The sequence below is a fragment of the Streptosporangium subroseum genome (assembly GCF_900188345.1).
Taxonomy (GTDB): Bacteria; Actinomycetota; Actinomycetes; order Streptosporangiales; family Streptosporangiaceae; genus Streptosporangium; species Streptosporangium subroseum.
Map to the genome: position 1 here is coordinate 108,049 of NZ_FZOD01000001.1, position 17,101 is coordinate 125,149.

General features: G+C 69.1%; 15 protein-coding genes. 8 read left to right on the forward strand and 7 right to left on the reverse strand.

The genetic code is table 11. The annotated features are described in order from the left end of the window. Positions 1–177 precede the first annotated feature (177 nt). Positions 178–1,155 carry an ArsR/SmtB family transcription factor gene (locus CHC08_RS00515; protein ID WP_089205120.1) on the reverse strand — a complete coding sequence of 326 codons (978 nt, stop codon included), beginning with the start codon at positions 1,153–1,155 and terminating at the stop codon, positions 178–180. 46 nt (positions 1,156–1,201) lie between these two features. Between CHC08_RS00515 and CHC08_RS00520 the strand changes: the two genes are divergently transcribed. From CHC08_RS00520 to CHC08_RS00535, 5 genes are all read left to right on the forward strand, one after another. Next, positions 1,202–2,449 (forward strand): MDR family MFS transporter, encoded by a 1,248-nt coding sequence (locus CHC08_RS00520; RefSeq protein ID WP_089205121.1) that lies wholly within the window; start codon positions 1,202–1,204, stop codon positions 2,447–2,449. Positions 2,450–2,735: 286 nt separating this feature from the next. Continuing rightward, positions 2,736–3,680, forward strand: a complete 945-nt coding sequence (locus tag CHC08_RS00525; protein ID WP_089205122.1) for a TolB family protein — start codon at positions 2,736–2,738, stop codon at positions 3,678–3,680. A 234-nt stretch (positions 3,681–3,914) separates the two neighbouring features. Further along, a complete protein-coding gene (locus CHC08_RS00530) occupies positions 3,915–5,699 on the forward strand; it encodes an NAD+ synthase (RefSeq protein WP_089205123.1) in 1,785 nt (594 codons plus the stop codon). A gap of 336 nt (positions 5,700–6,035) precedes the next feature. Then, positions 6,036–6,230, forward strand: a complete 195-nt coding sequence (locus CHC08_RS50500) for a hypothetical protein (RefSeq protein ID WP_218825049.1) — start codon at positions 6,036–6,038, stop codon at positions 6,228–6,230. Between the two features lie 378 nt (positions 6,231–6,608). Further along, positions 6,609–6,854 (forward strand): DUF397 domain-containing protein, encoded by a 246-nt coding sequence (locus CHC08_RS00535; protein WP_089205124.1) that lies wholly within the window; start codon positions 6,609–6,611, stop codon positions 6,852–6,854. A gap of 121 nt (positions 6,855–6,975) precedes the next feature. Here the strand turns inward: CHC08_RS00535 and CHC08_RS00540 are convergent, their stop codons facing one another. The 3 genes from CHC08_RS00540 to CHC08_RS00550 form a co-directional block, all read right to left on the reverse strand. Then, positions 6,976–7,620: a TetR/AcrR family transcriptional regulator gene (locus CHC08_RS00540; protein ID WP_089205125.1), complete on the reverse strand. Its 645-nt coding sequence runs from the start codon at positions 7,618–7,620 to the stop codon at positions 6,976–6,978. Between the two features lie 7 nt (positions 7,621–7,627). Next, on the reverse strand, positions 7,628–9,190 hold the full coding sequence (locus tag CHC08_RS00545; RefSeq protein WP_089205126.1) for an MFS transporter: 1,563 nt from the start codon (positions 9,188–9,190) through the stop codon (positions 7,628–7,630). Between the two features lie 129 nt (positions 9,191–9,319). Beyond that, positions 9,320–10,516, reverse strand: coding sequence for an MFS transporter (locus CHC08_RS00550; RefSeq protein WP_089205127.1), 1,197 nt, complete (start codon positions 10,514–10,516; stop codon positions 9,320–9,322). Positions 10,517–10,676: 160 nt separating this feature from the next. On the opposite strand from CHC08_RS00550, the gene panB reads away from it, so the two are divergent. Then, positions 10,677–11,522 (forward strand): 3-methyl-2-oxobutanoate hydroxymethyltransferase, encoded by an 846-nt coding sequence (gene panB / locus CHC08_RS00555; RefSeq protein ID WP_089205128.1) that lies wholly within the window; start codon positions 10,677–10,679, stop codon positions 11,520–11,522. Between the two features lie 127 nt (positions 11,523–11,649). Here the strand turns inward: panB and CHC08_RS00560 are convergent, their stop codons facing one another. The 3 genes from CHC08_RS00560 to CHC08_RS00570 form a co-directional block, all read right to left on the reverse strand. Continuing rightward, a complete protein-coding gene (locus CHC08_RS00560; RefSeq protein ID WP_089205129.1) occupies positions 11,650–12,561 on the reverse strand; it encodes a threonine/serine dehydratase in 912 nt (303 codons plus the stop codon). Positions 12,562–12,575: 14 nt separating this feature from the next. Further along, positions 12,576–13,577: a DUF2278 family protein gene (locus CHC08_RS00565; protein WP_089205130.1), complete on the reverse strand. Its 1,002-nt coding sequence runs from the start codon at positions 13,575–13,577 to the stop codon at positions 12,576–12,578. Positions 13,578–13,881: 304 nt separating this feature from the next. Then, positions 13,882–15,054 carry a trans-sulfuration enzyme family protein gene (locus tag CHC08_RS00570; protein WP_089205131.1) on the reverse strand — a complete coding sequence of 391 codons (1,173 nt, stop codon included), beginning with the start codon at positions 15,052–15,054 and terminating at the stop codon, positions 13,882–13,884. A 323-nt stretch (positions 15,055–15,377) separates the two neighbouring features. On the opposite strand from CHC08_RS00570, the gene CHC08_RS00575 reads away from it, so the two are divergent. Further along, on the forward strand, positions 15,378–16,289 hold the full coding sequence (locus CHC08_RS00575; RefSeq protein WP_089205132.1) for an ABC transporter ATP-binding protein: 912 nt from the start codon (positions 15,378–15,380) through the stop codon (positions 16,287–16,289). A gap of 2 nt (positions 16,290–16,291) precedes the next feature. Continuing rightward, a complete protein-coding gene (locus CHC08_RS00580) occupies positions 16,292–17,062 on the forward strand; it encodes an ABC transporter permease (RefSeq protein ID WP_143653033.1) in 771 nt (256 codons plus the stop codon). The last annotated feature ends 39 nt before the right edge of the window (positions 17,063–17,101 follow it).

A 17,101-nucleotide genomic window follows, 5' to 3' on the forward strand; every position in this document is an offset into this window, starting at 1 on the left:
GAAAGGTCCGCCCGTGAGGGCGGGACGCTCCAGGGGTCCGCGGCAGCGGGACCCCGGCCCGCCCATGAGGGCGGGACGTTCCAGGAGTTCGGAACGGCGGGACTCCGGCCCGGCCCGCCCGTGAGAGCGGGACGCGCGGCGTGGAGCGGACGAACGATCATGCGACCGCCGGGGAGATCAGGAGACGCACACCAGGGAGTCGCCCACCGGGGTGCGCCGGTAGACGACCTCGCGGCCGAGGCGGCGTCGGGTGACCAGACCGCCGTCCGCCAGGACACTCAGGTGCTGGCTGATCGCGCCCGGGGTGAGGGACATCTGCCGGGCGAGCGCCGAGGTGGTCGTGGGGTCGGCCAGGGCGGTCAGGATCTGCGCCCTGGTCCGGCCGAGCAGCGCGGCGAGGGCGCCGGGGGCGGGCGGCGGGCCCGAGGTCCACAGTGTGCCGACGCCCGTCGCCGGATAGACGAGCATCGGCTGGTACGGCTCGACCATCACGGCCACGTCCGGCCAGTAGAAGGCGGTCGGCACGAGCACCAGGCCGTCGCCGCCCAACGGCGCGGAATACTCCCAGTTACGGGTGACGGTGAGCCTGTCTCCGCGCCAGCGCACGTTGGGATGCAGGTCGCCGAAGAGCTCCCGGGCCCCGCCCACGGCGAGCTGCCGGGAGCGCCGCAGCACGTCGCCCTCCAGCAGGCCGTAGATCCGAGGCCAGAACTCGGCGAACCCGAGCTCCCAGTAACGCTCCAGCGTGTCGGCGACCCGGGCCACGCCCGCCTCGGGGTCCGCCAGGAAGCGCTCGATGACCCGGGGATCGGACCCGCTCACCCAGGTCGCCTCCTCGGCCGCGCGCTCGGGGTGCGTCCGCCGTACCCGCTCTAGGTCGGCGGCGAAGTCGGGCATCGGCGTCTCGGGCGTCGGAGTGACGAAGTCCACCAGGTATCCCTGGAGCGGGACCAGCGCGAACAACTCCGACAGGTCGATCCCGGTCAGGCGGGGCCGTACGGCGCGCACCCAGGGCAGGTGAAGGGAGTGCCTGCCCGGATCGCGCAGGGTGCGCAGACTCGCCACCAGCTCCCAGATCGGCGAGAAGGCGAAGCGGATCCTGGTCACGTCGTCCATGGCGAAGATCCACTCGACATAACAGGACTTTTTAGGCACGGCTAAAAGATTGGCGCATGCCCGGACGCCTGTCCAACCTGGTCCCATGAGCACCGCGACCCTCCCGAAGCCCACCTTCCTGCAATCGAAGATCGGCGGCCTGCCCAGGGCTTTCTGGGCCCTGTGGGCCGGCACGCTGGTCAACCGGGTGGGCATGATGGTCGAGCCGTTCATCGGCGTCTACCTGACCCAGGCGCGCGGTATGTCCTACAGCGCGGCGGGCGTGGTGATGGCGGTGTTCGGCGTGGGCTCGCTGCTCTCCCAGATCCTGGCGGGGTGGCTGGCCGACCGGTTCGGCAGGCGAGTCACCCTGACGGGCGGCATGATCGCGACGGCGGTCGCCATGGTGGCGCTGGGCTACAGCACCTCGCTTCCGGCGATCGTCATCAGCATGTTCGTGCTCGGCATGACCATCGACGCCTACCGGCCCGCGTCCAACGCGCTGGTGGCCGACCTGATCCCGCCCCACGACCGGCCGCGCGCCTACGGGCTTCTCTTCTGGGCGTTGAACCTGGGCTTCGCGGTGGCGATGGTCACGGGCGGCTGGCTCGCGCAGGCCGGGTACGGCTGGATGTTCGGGATCAACGCCGCCACCGCGGTGACCTTCGGCCTCCTGGTGTGGCGGGCGGTGCCCGAGACACTGCCCGCACGGGACGAGCGGCATGGCAAGGGGAGCCCGAACGAGTCCGGCAAGCGGGTTCGCGGCGGCTTCGCCGACGTGCTCAGGGACCGGCTGATGGTCACTTTCACCCTGATCACCGTGCTCTCCACCGTGGTCTACGCCCAGGCGTTCACCACCCTGCCGCTGGCGATGACCCACGAGAAGTTCTCCACCGGCGACTACGGCATGATCATGGCGGTCAACGGCATCCTGATCGTGCTCCTCCAACCGCTGACCGGCGACTGGTTCGGCAGGCGCGACCACAGCACGGTCCTCGCCGTCGGCCTGACGATCATCGGCGCGGGCTTCGCGCTGACCGCGTTCGTCTCCGACATCATCGGATACGCGACCACCGTGGTCGTGTGGACCCTGGGCGAGATCGTCACCGCGGGCATCGCGGGCGCCATCGTGGCCGCCCTCGCCCCCGCCCACCTGCGTGGGCGCTATTCCGGCCTGTACGGCCTGGCCTGGTCGTGCGGGACCATGCTCGCCCCGCTGCTCGGCACGCGACTGCTCGAGGTGAGCCCCACCGTGCTCTGGCTGGCCGTCGGCACCCTCAACCTGATGGCCGCCGGGAGTGTGCTCGCGATCGGTCCGGCGCTGCGGCGCCGTATGGAGCCGGCTCCGCTCTGAAACTCCTGCCGACCGGGTCGCGTCCGGGCTCGCCGAGGTCACCTCGAACACCACACGGAAAAACCGGGACGAACCAGTGCGGCATCGGAGGTCGGCCCGGTGGTGAAACGGCACGGTGGAGGAGGTCGGCGCGGTGATCGAGGCCGGTCCGGTGGTGGAGCGGCACGGTGGAGGAGGTCGTCCCGCCGATTTCAGCCGGTTGGATGTGAACCTTTTTGATCTCTCCGGCTTCTAACTATCCGTTGATGGATTCGATCCGCCGGTGAATTGATCTGAGGAGCTCGTTGTGAAGCACTGGACCGTGGCCGCCTGCGCCACACTCGCCATGTCCACCGCCGCAGTCGCCGCTCCCGCCGTGGCCTCGTCCCAGACCGCTCCGCCGACCCCGCCACGGATGGCTCAGCCGGCCTCGGCGCAGACGGCCCCGGTCGCGGGCGCCGTCTACCTCGGCTACAAGGGGTCCAAGATCGAGGTGCTGACCCACCGGCGCGACTGGACCGGCCTGGCCGTCGGCGGCGGAGCCCTCACCGGGCAGTTCTCCGCGTCACCCGACGGCAAGCGGATCGCCTGGATCGACGACAGGAACCGTCTGCACGTCAAGTCCGCCGGTGGGGACAGAGTGATCGCCAAGGACGCCCTCTACATCGGGCCCTGCGCGACCCCGGCCTGGACGGCCGACGGCAAGCGGATCGCCTATCCGAAGAAGGGCACCGCCACGGCCACGACCGTGATCGTGGTCGGCGCCGACGGCAAGAACGCGGTCGACTCCGGCAAGACCATCGGTATCTGCCACCTGACCTGGTCGGCCAACGGCAGGACCCTCGCCGGTTACGCCGGCGACACCCGCGGCGTCTACCTCCTGGACACCAGGCTCCGCACCTCCGCCAAGGCCCGCGGCGTCAAGCTCGCCAACCACGTGGAGAGCCTGTCCCCCAACGGCAGCCGGGTCGTGGTGAACGCCATCGGCGCGAACGCCGAGGGCGGTGACGGCTCCTGGCCCCTGTTCACCAACCCGTCGATCTACGAAACCTCGACCGGCAAGAAGATCCCCATCCCCGTCAAGGGCAGGCTGCTGGGCGCCCGCTACTTGAACGACGGCCGTCTCGCGGTTCGCGTCAAGGGCACGGCCGCCAACACGCTGGTGATCCTGAACGCCTCCGGCAAGGAGCTCCAGCGGGTGACCGAGCCCGCCAAGGCCAAGAACCTCGGCCTGCTCAACGTCCTCGGCTAGAGGGGGCCAACCGTGCCTTCTTCGGGCTGAGGGAACCTGTTTTTCATCGTGGTTCCGGCATGACTCCGGTGGGCCGGCGGCGGTGAAGCGGCTCGGGATCCGCCCGGGGATTTCGGCCAGGAGGCGGGCTCGCCAGGCCCGAGAACCGCTTACAGGAGCCCGAATCACCTGTGGATCGTTCCCTCGACCGCCGGGGATACAGGTCCCTCCACCGCCGGGAATAAGGTGGAACACGTGGCTCAACTCCGTATCGCCCTGGCCCAGAGCAATCCCGTGGTCGGCGACCTGGCGGCCAACGCCGACAAACTCGTCGAATGGACCCGGCGCGCCGCCGACCGCGGCGCGCACCTGGTCGTCTTCACCGAGATGTTCCTGACCGGTTATCCGGTCGAGGACCTGGTGCTGCGCAACTCGTTCGTGGAGGCGTCGATCGCCGCCGTCGAAGGAGTCGCACGACGGCTGGCGGACGAGGGCCTCGGCGAGATCCCCGTGGTCGTCGGCTACGTCGACCGGGCGAACCTCGCCTCGCGCGTCGGGCAGCCCAAGGGCGCTCCGCTGGACGCGGCGGCGCTGCTCCACAAGGGTCGCGTGGTCACCAAGACCGCCAAGCACCACCTGCCGAACTACGGCGTCTTCGACGAGTATCGCTACTTCGTCCGCGGTGACCGGATGCCCGTCTTCCGGTTGCACGGGGTCGACGTGGCGATCGCGGTCTGTGAGGACCTGTGGCAGGAGGGCGGACCGGTCTCGGTGGTGGCCGAGGCGGGAGCCGGGCTGCTGGTGGTGCCGAACGCCTCGCCGTACGAGAAGGAGAAGGACGACGTACGGCTCGCGCTGGTCGCCCGGCGCGCCCGCGAGGCCGGCTGCGCCCTCGCCTACGTCAACCAGGTGGGCGGGCAGGACGAGCTGGTCTTCGACGGCGACTCGGTCGTCGTCTCCGCCTCCGGTGAGCTGATCGCGCGGGCCGCGAGATTCACCGAGGAACTGCTGATCACGGATCTGGAGCTGCCCGAGGCCAGGTTCGGGGGTCTCGGGACGTTCCAGGTGGACGCCGGGGACGGGACCGTGATCACGGTGGAGCGGCTGGAGCTGTCGGCGTCCCCCGTCGAACCGTACGAACCGGAGACCCCCTCGATCTCCGAGCACCTCGACGACGTCGCCGAGATCTACTCCGCGCTGGTCCTCGCGGTCCGCGACTACGTGGCCAAGAACGGCTTCAAGTCGGTCATCCTGGGCCTCTCCGGCGGCATCGACTCGGCCCTGACCGCCACGATCGCCTCCGACGCGATCGGCCCGGACAGGGTGCACGTGGTGATGATGCCCTCGCGCTACTCCTCCGAGCACTCCCTGGGCGACGCCCAGGAGCTGGTGAACCGGCAGGGGATCAACGCCCGGATCGCGCCGATCGCCGACATCGTGACCGGCTTCGAGAAGGAGATCGAGCTGTCCGGCATAGCGTCGGAGAACCTGCAGGCCCGGGTGCGCGGCATGATCCTGATGGGCCTGTCCAACCAGCACGGCCACCTGGTCCTGACCACCGGCAACAAGAGCGAGCTGGCCACCGGATACTCCACCCTCTACGGCGACTCCGCGGGCGGCTTCGCCCCCATCAAGGACGTGCTCAAGACCCTGGTCTGGGACCTGTCCCGCTGGCGCAACGCCCAGGCGGGGACTTCCGGCGAGTTCCTGTACGGCTTCGCGGCGCCCCCGATCCCGGAGGAGTCCATCGAGAAGGAGCCGAGCGCGGAGCTCCGCCCCGGCCAGCGGGACACCGACTCCCTGCCGGAGTACGAGGTGCTGGATCTCCTGCTGTACGACTACGTCGAAAAAGACATGGGCTCCGCCGAACTGATCGCCGCCGGTCACGACCCGGCCCTGGTCGCCCGGATCATCCGCCTGGTGGACCTCGCCGAGTACAAGCGCCGGCAGTATCCCCCGGGCCCCAAGATCACCCCCAAGAACTTCGGCCGCGACCGCCGCCTCCCCATCACCAACCGCTGGCGCGAGACCACCACCTGACGGACTCTTTCCGGCCGCCCCGAACCGGCCGTTTTTGAATGTCGTCTCGCCGTACGGGAAGACCACCGACGGAATACGGCGGGCGAGACCGACCACCCGCCGGCCGTACAAGGGGGCAGGGACTCGACGTCGCAGCGCGCGATCGCCTCAGGTTCTCCGCGGCCACCCGGAACCGTTCGACGAGCCCGGACCGTCGGCCCGAAAGTCTCCGGGCTCCTGCGGTAGGCGTACCGGTCGGGAGATGTCAGGTACGGCCGGCAGCGTAGGCCGCACATTACGCGGAGGAGTCGGCAGAGTGAGCGACATCAAAAGACGCTGGTAGAAATCGAACAGCGGATGCCGAACGCCGACGCGGCCTATGACGAGAAGTTTTTCGAGGAGTACTGCGCCGATGACTTCGTGGCCGTGGGAAATTACGGCATCTGTCCAGGCGGCATGTTCTCGACATGTACGCCAAGGGGACCGGAAACCCGCAGCGGATGTCCGAATTACCGCGAGGAGACTGTCCGCGATCCTTCCGGAACATATTGAAAGCGAGTATCCGATCGCCAAAAATGGCATCGATAAGATCCGACGCCTCCCAGGCCTCCCGTAGCCCTGGAGAGTCCAACCTCATGATGACCGACTCGCCGCCCCGTTGGCCACGACCGAACGCAGGAAGATTTCCATCCAAATATTACCGAAAAGGGCATGCCAATCGGAGGTTCGATTGCAGGCGCGGAAAAGAGAGTTCCCCATTGCGGAGACCGAAAGCAGCCTGGATAGTGTATTTCTGGAATCCGCCGTCGCAGGGCATGTCACGAATCATCCACACAACGTCGCGGCGATCTGCAAGCGATACGAAGCTACCCGCTCGGAGGCCCTGCCCGCGCGGGCCGGTGCCGACCTCGTAGCGAAGGTGATAACCGAATGGCAGCAGACCTGACCGGCGCAACCTGGCGTAAATCCTCCCTCAGCGGCTCCGGTGGCGGTGACTGCGTCGAGGTCGCCGTAATGGACGCCCCCGGCACCGGGCACAAGGCCGGCCTCGGCGCCCTGCACGTGCTCCGTGACTCCAAAAATCCCCAGGGGCCGAAGCTCTTCTTCACCCGGATCGAATGGGATGTTTTCATCGCCGGCGTCAAGCTCGGCGAGTTCGACCACCTCGGTAGCTGACCTCGGCAGGGTCCCCGTCCAGGTGGATGGGGGCCCTGTCGCTCTACGGCTCAGCTCTACGGCTCAGCTCTGCGGCTCAGCTCTGCGGCTCAGTTCTGTGGTTCCGGCCACGGCTCCGGCTTCACCGCTCCGGCTTCACGGCCCCGGCGTTTACGGCTCCAGCCGGGGCGATGCCGGCCAGAAGCTGGTCGACGACCCGTTCGGCGAGTTCCCTCGAGACCTCGGCGGCCCCTTCGCTTCGGACGTACCACATCGCGGTGCCGATCAGCGTGGCCATCGCGATGAGCGGATCGATGTCGGCCCGGAGCTCGCCGGTGGCCATACCGCGCCTCAGCAGGGCGGCGATCGCCGCCCTGCGGGGCTCGATGGTCACCTGGCGAATCCGCTCCACCAGGCGCGGGTGCCGCTCGGCCTCGTTCATCGCGATGTTCATCACGCAGCGCTTGCTCGCGTCGCACGCGTCGCGCTGGAAGACTTCCACGTACGCGACGAGATCCTCGCGGACCGAACCGCCCCGGAGTGAGGGCAGCGGTGACTTGAGGGTCGCCAGCGCGTCGACGAGCAGGTCCTCCTTGTTGGACCAGCGCCGGTAGATCGTGGTCTTGCCGACCCCCGCGCGAGCGGCGATCGCCTCGATCGACAACTCGCCGAGGCCGCTGCTCTCGCCTATCAGGTCGAGGGTCGCGTCAATGATCGCCTTCTCTGCCCTGGCGCTGCGGGGACGGCCCGCGGGGCGGGCCGTCTGCGTCTCGTCGGTGGTCGTCATCGCGTGTCTACACTACTGCCGGTTCCTTGTCGTGATCCCGGCTCTCCGGAACGGAAATCTTGGCATTTTTACCGGGCAGCCACTTGACCACCACCAGGGCTCCGACAAGGGCGATCGCGGCCGCGATCAGAGCCGTGACGTGCATGCCGTCGACGAACGCCAGCTTCGCGGGCTCGATCAGTGCGGCGCCGTGCGCGCCGAGGCCCTGGGCCGCGGTGAGCGTGCCGGTGATGGACTCGCCGGCGACGTGCCTGACCGCCTCGGGCAGGCCGGTCAGCGCGGGGGCGATCTCGTCGCGGTAGGTGGCCGAGAGCACCGAGCCCAGCAGCGCCACCCCGAGGGCGCCCGCCACCTGGCGGACGGTGTTGCTCATGGCAGAGCCGACCCCGGCCTTCTCCCTGGGGAGCGCCTCCATGATCGCGGTGGTCGCCGGCGGCATGATGTTGGCCATCGCCGCGCCCTGGAGGAAGAACACGATCTCGATCAGGAGAATGGAGGTGTTCGCGTCCATCAGCGCGTAGGAGGCCAGTGCGCAGGCCACGATGACCATGCTGACGGTGCCTGCCAGCTTGCCGCCAAAACGCCTGGCCACCTGCTGGCTGAGCGGGGCGAAGATGAGCTGGGCGGCGGCGAAGGGGATCATCAGGGCGCCCGCCTGCAGCGGGCTGAAGCCCAGCACGATCTGCAGGTAGAACACCAGGAAGAACATCGCGCCCATCATCGCGAAGAACATGATGCCGACCATGCCGATCGCGGTGGCGAAGCGAGGGTCACGGAAGTAGGTGACGTCGAAGGCCGGGTGGTCGATCCGGCGCTCGTACCAGACGAAGGCGGCCAGCACGGCCACACCCAGGATCGTCGGGACGAGCACCTGGGCGCTGGCGATCGTGGCCAGCTCGCCACCCCGGATGATGCCGTAGGTGATGGCGACGAGACCGATGATGGACATGACCACGCCGACAGGGTCGAGCTTGGAAGGCTTGGGGTCACGCGACTCGGGCACGATCAGCGAGATGAGCACCATGCTGATCAGCACGATCGGCAGGTTGATCAGGAAGACCGAGCCCCACCAGAAGTGCTCGATGAGCAGGCCCCCGGTGATCGGTCCGATCGCCACGGCCAGGCCCACGCCACCGGCCCAGACGCCGATCGCCTTGCCGCGCTCCTCCGGGGGGAAGACGTTCGAGATGATCGCCAGCGTGGCCGGCATGATCGCGGCCCCGCCGATTCCCATGAACGCGCGGGCGATGATCAGTTGTCCGGGATCCTGGGCGTAGGCACTGCCCAGTGAGGCCAGACCGAAAAGAACCATGCCCACCATGAGCATGCGCCTGCGCCCGGTCCGGTCGCCGATCACCCCGAAGGTGAACAGCAGCCCCGCGAACACGAGCGTGTATGCGTTGATCGCCCATTCCAGCTGGCTCTGGGTGGCACCCAGGCCGACTTCGGGGTCGGCGATGGTCTTCAGAGCGACGTTCAGGATTGTGTTGTCGAGCACGACGGCCAGGAGGCTGAATACCAGCACTCCCAGGATCCGCCACCGCTTGGGATGACCAAGCTGCTGTTCCATGCGAGCCCCGTTTTTCGATACGAATGCGTTTCGAAACGCAAGCGTAGCGATGATCTATTCGATACGCAACCGTATCGTTTCGTATTTACGTCATGTTAACGCGAGTGACTCACGCGGACGGCCGAGAGGTCAGGCCGTGGCCGGGACGGGCGCCTCGACCGGCGATCCGCTCCGCCGCCAGAACGGCAGGGCGATCAGCACCATCACCACGCCGAACGCCCCCGCGACGGTGAAGGCCCAGTTGGGACCGGCACCGTCGATGATCGCCCCCGCGATCGGCGCCGAGGAGGCCCCGCCAATCAAAAGCGCCGTGCCGTGCAGGCCCATCGCCTCGCCCCGGGCGCCGGCGGGAACCCAGCGGCTCACGGTGTCGACCGTGGCGGACAGCGCCGGGGCGCACAGCACTCCGGCCGGAAGAAGGGCCAGGACCAGCCAGTGCCAGTCACCGCTCACCAGCCCCACGGGGATCGTGAGCGCGCCCATGGCGCCGACCAGGACCAGCGGCGACAATCCCCGGGGCAGCATGCCGTACACGAAGCCACCGACCAGCGAGTATACGCACCACACGCCGATCGCCAGCCCGACCCACGCGGTGTCGCCCGACGCCGTCATCGTCGCCACCAGCGACAGCTCGGTGGCGGCCAGCACGAAGGTCGCCGCGGACACGGCCCCGAGCAGCGTGAGGAGGCCGGGGGTGAGCCACTGGCGTCGGGAGACCTTCGCGCCAGGCGTCTGGAGCTCCTCCACCGAACGGGTGGGCGGGTTCAGCACGATCAGCGCCGTCCCGGAGAAGACCAGACCGGCCGCGAGGACGCACATGGTCCAGATGCTGCCGAGCATGGTCACCCCGGCGACCGCCAGGGCGGGCCCGGCCATGTAGGAGAGCTCAACGATCATCGAGTCGAGGGAGAAGCCCATCCTGCGCTGGTCGACCGGGACCAGGGCCGCGAGGCACTGCCTGATTACACTGAACACCGGGAGGCTCAGCAGGCCCGCCAGCACGGAGGAGGCGAGCAGCACGGGGAACGACATCGCCCACGCGGTGCTCCAGAAGACGAGCTGGGCGAGGGTGGTCACCGCCAGCACCGGGCGCAGACCGAGCCTGTCGACGAACCGCCCGGACAGAGGCGAGCCGATGGCCATCCCCACCGTGCTGGTCAGGGTCACCAGACCGGCCGCGCCGTAACCGAGCTTGAGCCCGGTGACGACGTGCAGCGTCAGCGTGATGCCGACGGCGGTCGAGGGGATCCGGGCGAGAAGGCCCACCAGCAGCAACGACCACACACCGGGGATGGCCAGCAGCCGACGGTAAGGTTCTATAGCCATTTGATTGCTTACCTCCGCATGCATTGTGTCGTATACCCCCGACAGCACCGCCACTGGATTACCGGGCAGGCCGGGACTGTTGAACCAACCGAACGCATGCAATCATCGGAAATGTCCGGGGACGCCACTGGGGCGCCTCGAGACTCTCTGGAGGGTTCCCATGTCCTCTTCCGTCACCAGCCGTCCGACCTCTCTCTATGGCGGCCAGGCTGGACGAAGGATCACCGTACGAGACATCGCCGCGGCGAAGGAGCGAGGCGAGAGGTGGCCGATGGTCACCGCCTATGACGCGATGACCGCCAAGGTCTTCGACGAGGCGGGCATTCCGGTGCTACTCGTCGGCGACTCGGCCGCCATGGTCGTGTACGGATACGACTCGACGCTGCCCGTGTCGGTGAACGACCTCATGCCGCTGACGGCGGCCGTGGTGCGGGGCTCGTCTCGCGCGATGGTCGTCGCCGACCTGCCGTTCGGCTCCTATCAGTCCTCGCCCCAGCAGGCGCTGGAGACAGCCGCCCGCTTCATGAAGGAGGCCGGCGCCCACGCGGTCAAGCTCGAAGGCGGACGCAGGGTGCTCCCTCAGGTCGAGGCCCTGGTCTCGGCCGGGATTCCGGTGATGGCCCACCTCGGCCTGACCCCCCAGTCGGTCAACGCCCTCGGCGGCTACCGGGTCCAGGGCCGCGGCCAGTCAGGCGACGAGCTGATGTCCGACGCCAAGGACCTCGAGTACGCCGGAGCCTTCTCGGTGGTCCTGGAGTGCGTCCCCAGCGAGCTCGCCGAGCGGGTCACCGCGTCACTGTCGATCCCCACGATCGGCATCGGCGCCGGTCCCGCCACCGACGCCCAGGTTCTCGTGTGGCAGGACCTCATGGGCCTGACCGCCCGCCCCGCCAAGTTCGTCAAGAAGTACTTCGACCTGGCCCAGGAGATGGACAGGGCCGTCCGGAGCTTCGCCGACGAGGTGGCCACCGGGGCCTTCCCCACCGCCGAGCACAGCTACCACTGACGGCCGCCGAGCGCGGCTACCGCTGATATACGCGTGTCCGGCCGCCCCGGCGCCCCAGGAAGACATCCTGACGGCACCCGGGCGGCCGGCCCTCGCCCCGTACGGGGCGAGCGGCTCCGGCGTGGGGTCAGACCAGGTCCCCCGGGTCGGTGTTGGCGCCGCACACGATCACGGCCACCCGCTCTCCGGGGGCCGGGACGTAGGCGCCCGAGCGAAGGGCCGCGAGGGCCGCCGCACCCGCGTGCTCGGCGACGATGCGGTAGGACCGCCACAGCTCCAGCCGCGCGTCGACGATGGCCTCGTCGGAGACCAGGACGCTCCGCACTCCCGCGGCGCTGGTGAGGTCGTAGGAGATCGCACCGATCTGGCTGGCGCCCAGGGCGTCGGCTCCGACCCCGCTGACCCCGACCTTGACCGGCCTTCCGGCCTCAAGCGCCCGGTTCAGGGTCGGAATGAGCTCGGGCTCGACGGCGACCACGCGGGCCCTGCCGTCAAGGGCGGCGACGATCCCGGCGATCAGCCCGCCGCCGCCGACCGCGACGAGAACCGTGTCCACCCCTCCGGTCTGCTCCAGCGTCTCCAGCCCGACCGTGCCCTGTCCGGCGACCACCTCGGCCTGGTCGTAGGCGTGGATGTCCAGGGCGCCGGTCTCGCCCGCCCGCTTGGCCGACGCCTCGTACGCCTCGGCATAGACGGCCCCGACCTGGGTCACCTCCGCGCCCAGCGCACGCAGCCCCGCGACCTTCACCGGGCTGGACACCGTCGGCACGAAGATCTCCGCCCTGACGCCCAGGGTCCGTGCCACGTGCGCCACCGCCAGACCGTGGTTGCCACCGCTCGCCGCGATCAACCCGGCCTCGGGCAACTCCCCCGCCATCAGGGCCCGGTTGAAACCGCCCCTGGCCTTGAACGACCCCGAGTGCTGCATCCCCTCCATCTTCAGGAACAACCCCGGTGCCACCTCCAGCACGGGCGTACGGCGGATGTATCCGGCAATCCGCTCGGCGGCTCGCTCGACATCCCCGATTGACACGCTCACTCGCAACATCCTTCTCAGAAGGTGATCGTCCAGCCCTCCCGCCTGGCCTGGGCCGCGGTGTAGGAGACTCCGTGGACCTTGAGCCCGGCGGCGTCCAGCAGCGTGATCGCGCCTCCTCCGTCACCCAGCTCGAACGGGGAACCGATGGCGAGCGCGAGGGTGTCGCCGGAAGCCAGCGGGCCTGCCGGCAGGGGAAAAGGGTTCTTCTGTCTGTCTACCAGAGACCAGCCCGCGAGGTCGACCGGGCCGGGAGAGGCGTTCAGCAGAGTGACCGTCTCGGACCCGGACCCGGCGGGGTTGACGAGGGCGGCGAGGATCCGGACGGGCTCCTCGCCCTTGCCCGGCCGTACGGGAGTCTCCGGCAGGGTGTGCCCGGTGATGTCATCGGTGTGCCAGGACTGGGACTGGAAGGCCAGGAAGATCGCGACCCAGCGCGACTCCGCGGGGAAGTGCAGGATCACCCCGCCGTCCTGCCACACGCCGTCGTCACCGCGGAACTGCCGGGAGTTGCCCTGGTTCATATGGATGTCGTGCACGCCGTTGCCCGGCCGGAATCCGAAGACCTTGTCGGGAGTGCCGGACTCGGGGCCCCAGCGCTCGCCGAAGGCGTAGACGATCGCGGCGGGGTCGGCGATCGCCCGCTGGATGTAGTGGTCGAGCTTGTCGGCCAGGTCGTTGTCCACGCCGGGAAGGTCGGGCGGGATGATGCGCATCCCCGCGGGGTCGAACAGGTTGCCCCGGATGTAGTCGAGGGCCGCGCCACCGGGACGGGACGGCAGGGCCGTCCAGCCTCCGGCGGCCTGGGGAAGCGCCTGCACCGCCGGGTGCCGGAAGTCCTCGTCGGCGAGATAGAGCAGCTCGGAAGGAGCCTGCTGGGACTCGACGTTGACCGCGACCCGGTATGAGGTCCCGGCCTGGTCGACGAGGTGGATCTGGTAGTGCGGGGAGTCCATGGACCCCTCGCGACGACTGTCGACGGCGCGGCCCGCAAGGACCCCGTAGCTCTTCAGCGGCACTGGCTCCACCCTCCGGAAAGCAAACCCTGCGAACCATGTCTACGCCTTTTCGCCCGGGCAGGGAATCACCGGAGGCGACGGCTGTCGAAATCATGAACCGCCGGAGGCTACGGCGGTCACCGGAGGCTCCGGCGGCTGTCGATCAGAGGCCGCGAACGGGGGTGGTCAAGGCCGGGAGCCGCCGGAGGCGACGGCGGTCACCGGGTCGGGCCCCGCGAGTGGAGAGGCCCGGGGCAGGAGCCGCCGGCGGTCATCGGGTCGGGCCCCGCGAGTGGAGGTGGCCAAGGCCGGAGAGCACGGAGGATCAGGAGAGCGCCTGCTCGAAGTCCGCCCACAGGTCCTCGACGTGCTCGATGCCCACCGCCACCCGGATCGTGCCCTCCCCGATCCCGTTCCTGACCAGCTCCTCGGCCGTCAGCATGCGGTGGGAGGTGCTGGCGGGGTGAAGGATGAGCGTCTCGACTCCCCCGAGGGACGGGGCCAGCAGCGCCAGCCGTACCGCACCCATGAACCTCTCCCCCGCCGCGCGCCCGCCCGCCAGGTCGAAGGAGAAGACCCCGCCGAAGTCCGGCAGCAGCTTCGCCGCCAGCTCGTAGGAGGGGTGCGAGGGCAGGCCGGGCCAGTGCACGGCGGAGACCGCGGGATGGTCGTTGAGACGGGTGGCCAGCTCGCGGGTGTTGAAGCAGTGGCGCTCCATCCGCAGCGGCAGGGTCTGGATGCCTCGCAGGGTGAGCCACGCGGCGAACGGGTCGGCGGTGGCGCCCAGCTCTGTCGCGAAGGACCACACCTTGCGGTAGAGCTCGTCCGAGGCGAAGACCGCGATCCCGCCGAGCACGTCGGTGTGCCCGCTCAGATATTTGGTCGTGGAGTGGACCACGATGTCGGCCCCGTGCTCCAGCGGCCTGCACAGGATCGGCGAGGCGAAGGTGTTGTCCACCACCGAGATCAGACCGGCCTCGCGAGCCACCGCGCACATGCCGGGCAGATCGGCGACCTGGGTCACCGGGTTGGCGATGGTCTCCAGGTAGACCAGCTTGGTCTCGGGCCGCACGGCCGCGCGCAGGGCCTCCGGGTCGGCCTCGGAAACGTAGGAGACGGCGATCTGGAAGCGCTCGATCAGATCGTTGATCATCCCGGCGGTGCCGCCGTAGAGGGGCTTCTGCGCGATCAGGTGGTCACCGGGCTTGAGCAGGCCGAGCAGTACGGAGTTGATGGCCCCCATGCCCGAGCCGGTGGCCACGGCGCCGACGCCGCCCTCCAGCCCGGCGACGGCCTCCTCAAGTGACCTGACGGTCGGATTCGACATCCGCCCGTACACGAAGGCACCGTCGGGACGCCCCATCCCGTCGGCGAAGACGGCAGGGTCGTCGAAGACAAAACCGGAGGTCTGGTAGATCGGCACCGAGATGGGACGACTGCCGTTCAGCTGCGGGTGAGGAAGATGGACGGTGCGCGTCTCAGGGCGAAGTTCAGTCATGCGTCAAGAATGTCCGGTTAACCAGGTGTTTGTCAGATCCAAACGGTCGAGAGTGACGTACGACCCTTTCCCGCGGGGGCAAAATCATCCGCCCGCAGGACGGCGACACCGGATCCACACCCCCGGCGGTCCGCCGTCCGCGCACCACCGGTTCGCCTCCGGCTTTCCGCCGTCCGCACATCACCGGCGATGCCGGAGACCCGGATACGGCCACCGCATCCCGGCGACTCCCCGGCAGCCCTCCACCGGATCGCGACACCGCTCGGACGAAGTCATGAATTTCTCACTACTGCCCGCCGGGCCAGGCCTCCAGGATCTGAGACATGACAGCGATTCAGGTGGACGGGCTCACGAAGAGCTACGGAGACTTCGCGGCCGTCAAGGGCATCTCCTTCGACGTCGCCCCGGGCGAGATCTTCGCCCTCCTCGGGCGCAACGGGGCCGGGAAGACCACGACGATGGAGGTGCTGGCGGGCTTCCAGGCGCCGGACGAGGGCACCGTCCGAGTGCTCGGGCTCGATCCGGCCAGGGATCGGAGCAGGGTCCGCGCCCGCATCGGGATCATGCTCCAGGAGGCGGGGTTCTTCCCCGACCTGACGGTGGCGCAGACCGTGGACGCCTGGCGCGACTTCGTCGCCGCCCCCCGGCCGCGTGACGAGACCCTGGAACTCACCGGGCTGGCCGCCAAGGCGACGACGAAGGTGCGCCAGCTCTCCGGAGGCGAGAAGCGCCGCCTGGATCTGGCCCTGGCCGTCCTGAGCCGCCCCGACGCGCTGTTCCTCGACGAGCCCACGGCGGGAATGGATCCCGAGGCGCGCAGGAACACCTGGGAGGTCATCCAGAGACTGGCCGGACAGGGCACCACGATCCTGCTCACCACGCACTATCTGGAGGAGGCCCAGCGCCTGGCCTCCTCCATGGCGATCATGGACCAGGGGCTGATCGTCGCCGGCGGCGGCATGGCCGAGACCCTGGCCGCCGAGACCGGCAGGGTCGCCTTCGAACTGCCCTCCTCGGTCCCCCCCGAGGAGCTGCCGGTGCCCGTCACCACGATGGAGGGCCGCCTCGCGGTGTACCGCCTCGCCGACCCCGACCTCACCGCGCGAACCCTGCTGAACTGGGCGAGCGAGCGCGGCCTGCGCCTGCGCGGCCTTGAGGTCCGTACGGCGACGCTCGAAGACCTGTTCCTCGACCTCGCCTCCGGAGAGAAGCACGAGAAGAAAGCGACGGTGTGATCATGTCCGCACGCGATCTGGCGGTGGTGGCCCGCTTCGACAGCCGTCTCTTCTGGCGCGACAAGACGGCCCTGACCACGTCCGTGGGGCTCTTTGTCCTCCTCGGCATCGGGCTCCCGCTCATGATGGACAGGGTCGGCCCGGAGGGCCCGAAGTTCCTGCTGGACATCCATCTGGGGGTGCTCGTGACGTTCCTCACCGTCGCGACGTTCAGCCAGATCGCGACGACGCTCACCGCCCGCCGCGACCAGCTTCTCCTCAAACGGATGCGGACCACCGGGCTGAGCGACCGCGACATCCTCGGCGGCGAGGTGGGCAATCTGGTCATCCAGGCGACGCTGCTGACCGGCGTCGTGTCGGTGGCCCTGTACGCGCTGACCGGCCTGACGATGCCGCGCGACCCCCTGCTGTACCTGGTGTTCGTGGTCGCGGGCTCCGCCGTCCTGTGCCTCCTGGGAGCGGCGTTCACCGCGGTCATCCCACGCACCGAGGTCGCCACCGTCATGACCATGCCGTTCTTCTTCCTGGCCGGTATCGGCGCGGGCGGCTTCGGCCCGATGCTGGAGATGCTTCCCGGCTGGGCCGGCACGGTGCTCGATCTGCTGCCGACCGCCGCGGTCGTGGAGGCGGCACAGGTCGCCTACGCGGCGGACGGCACGTTCCTCGGTGATCTGGGGGCGGCTGCCGTACCGGCACTGAAGCTGGTGGTCTGGGCGGCCATCGGGCTTCTCGCGGTCAGACGCTGGTTCCGCTGGGAGACGAGAAGGTCATAGGTCCACCCGGTCCCCTGGAAGGCAAGAAGGTCGTGGGTT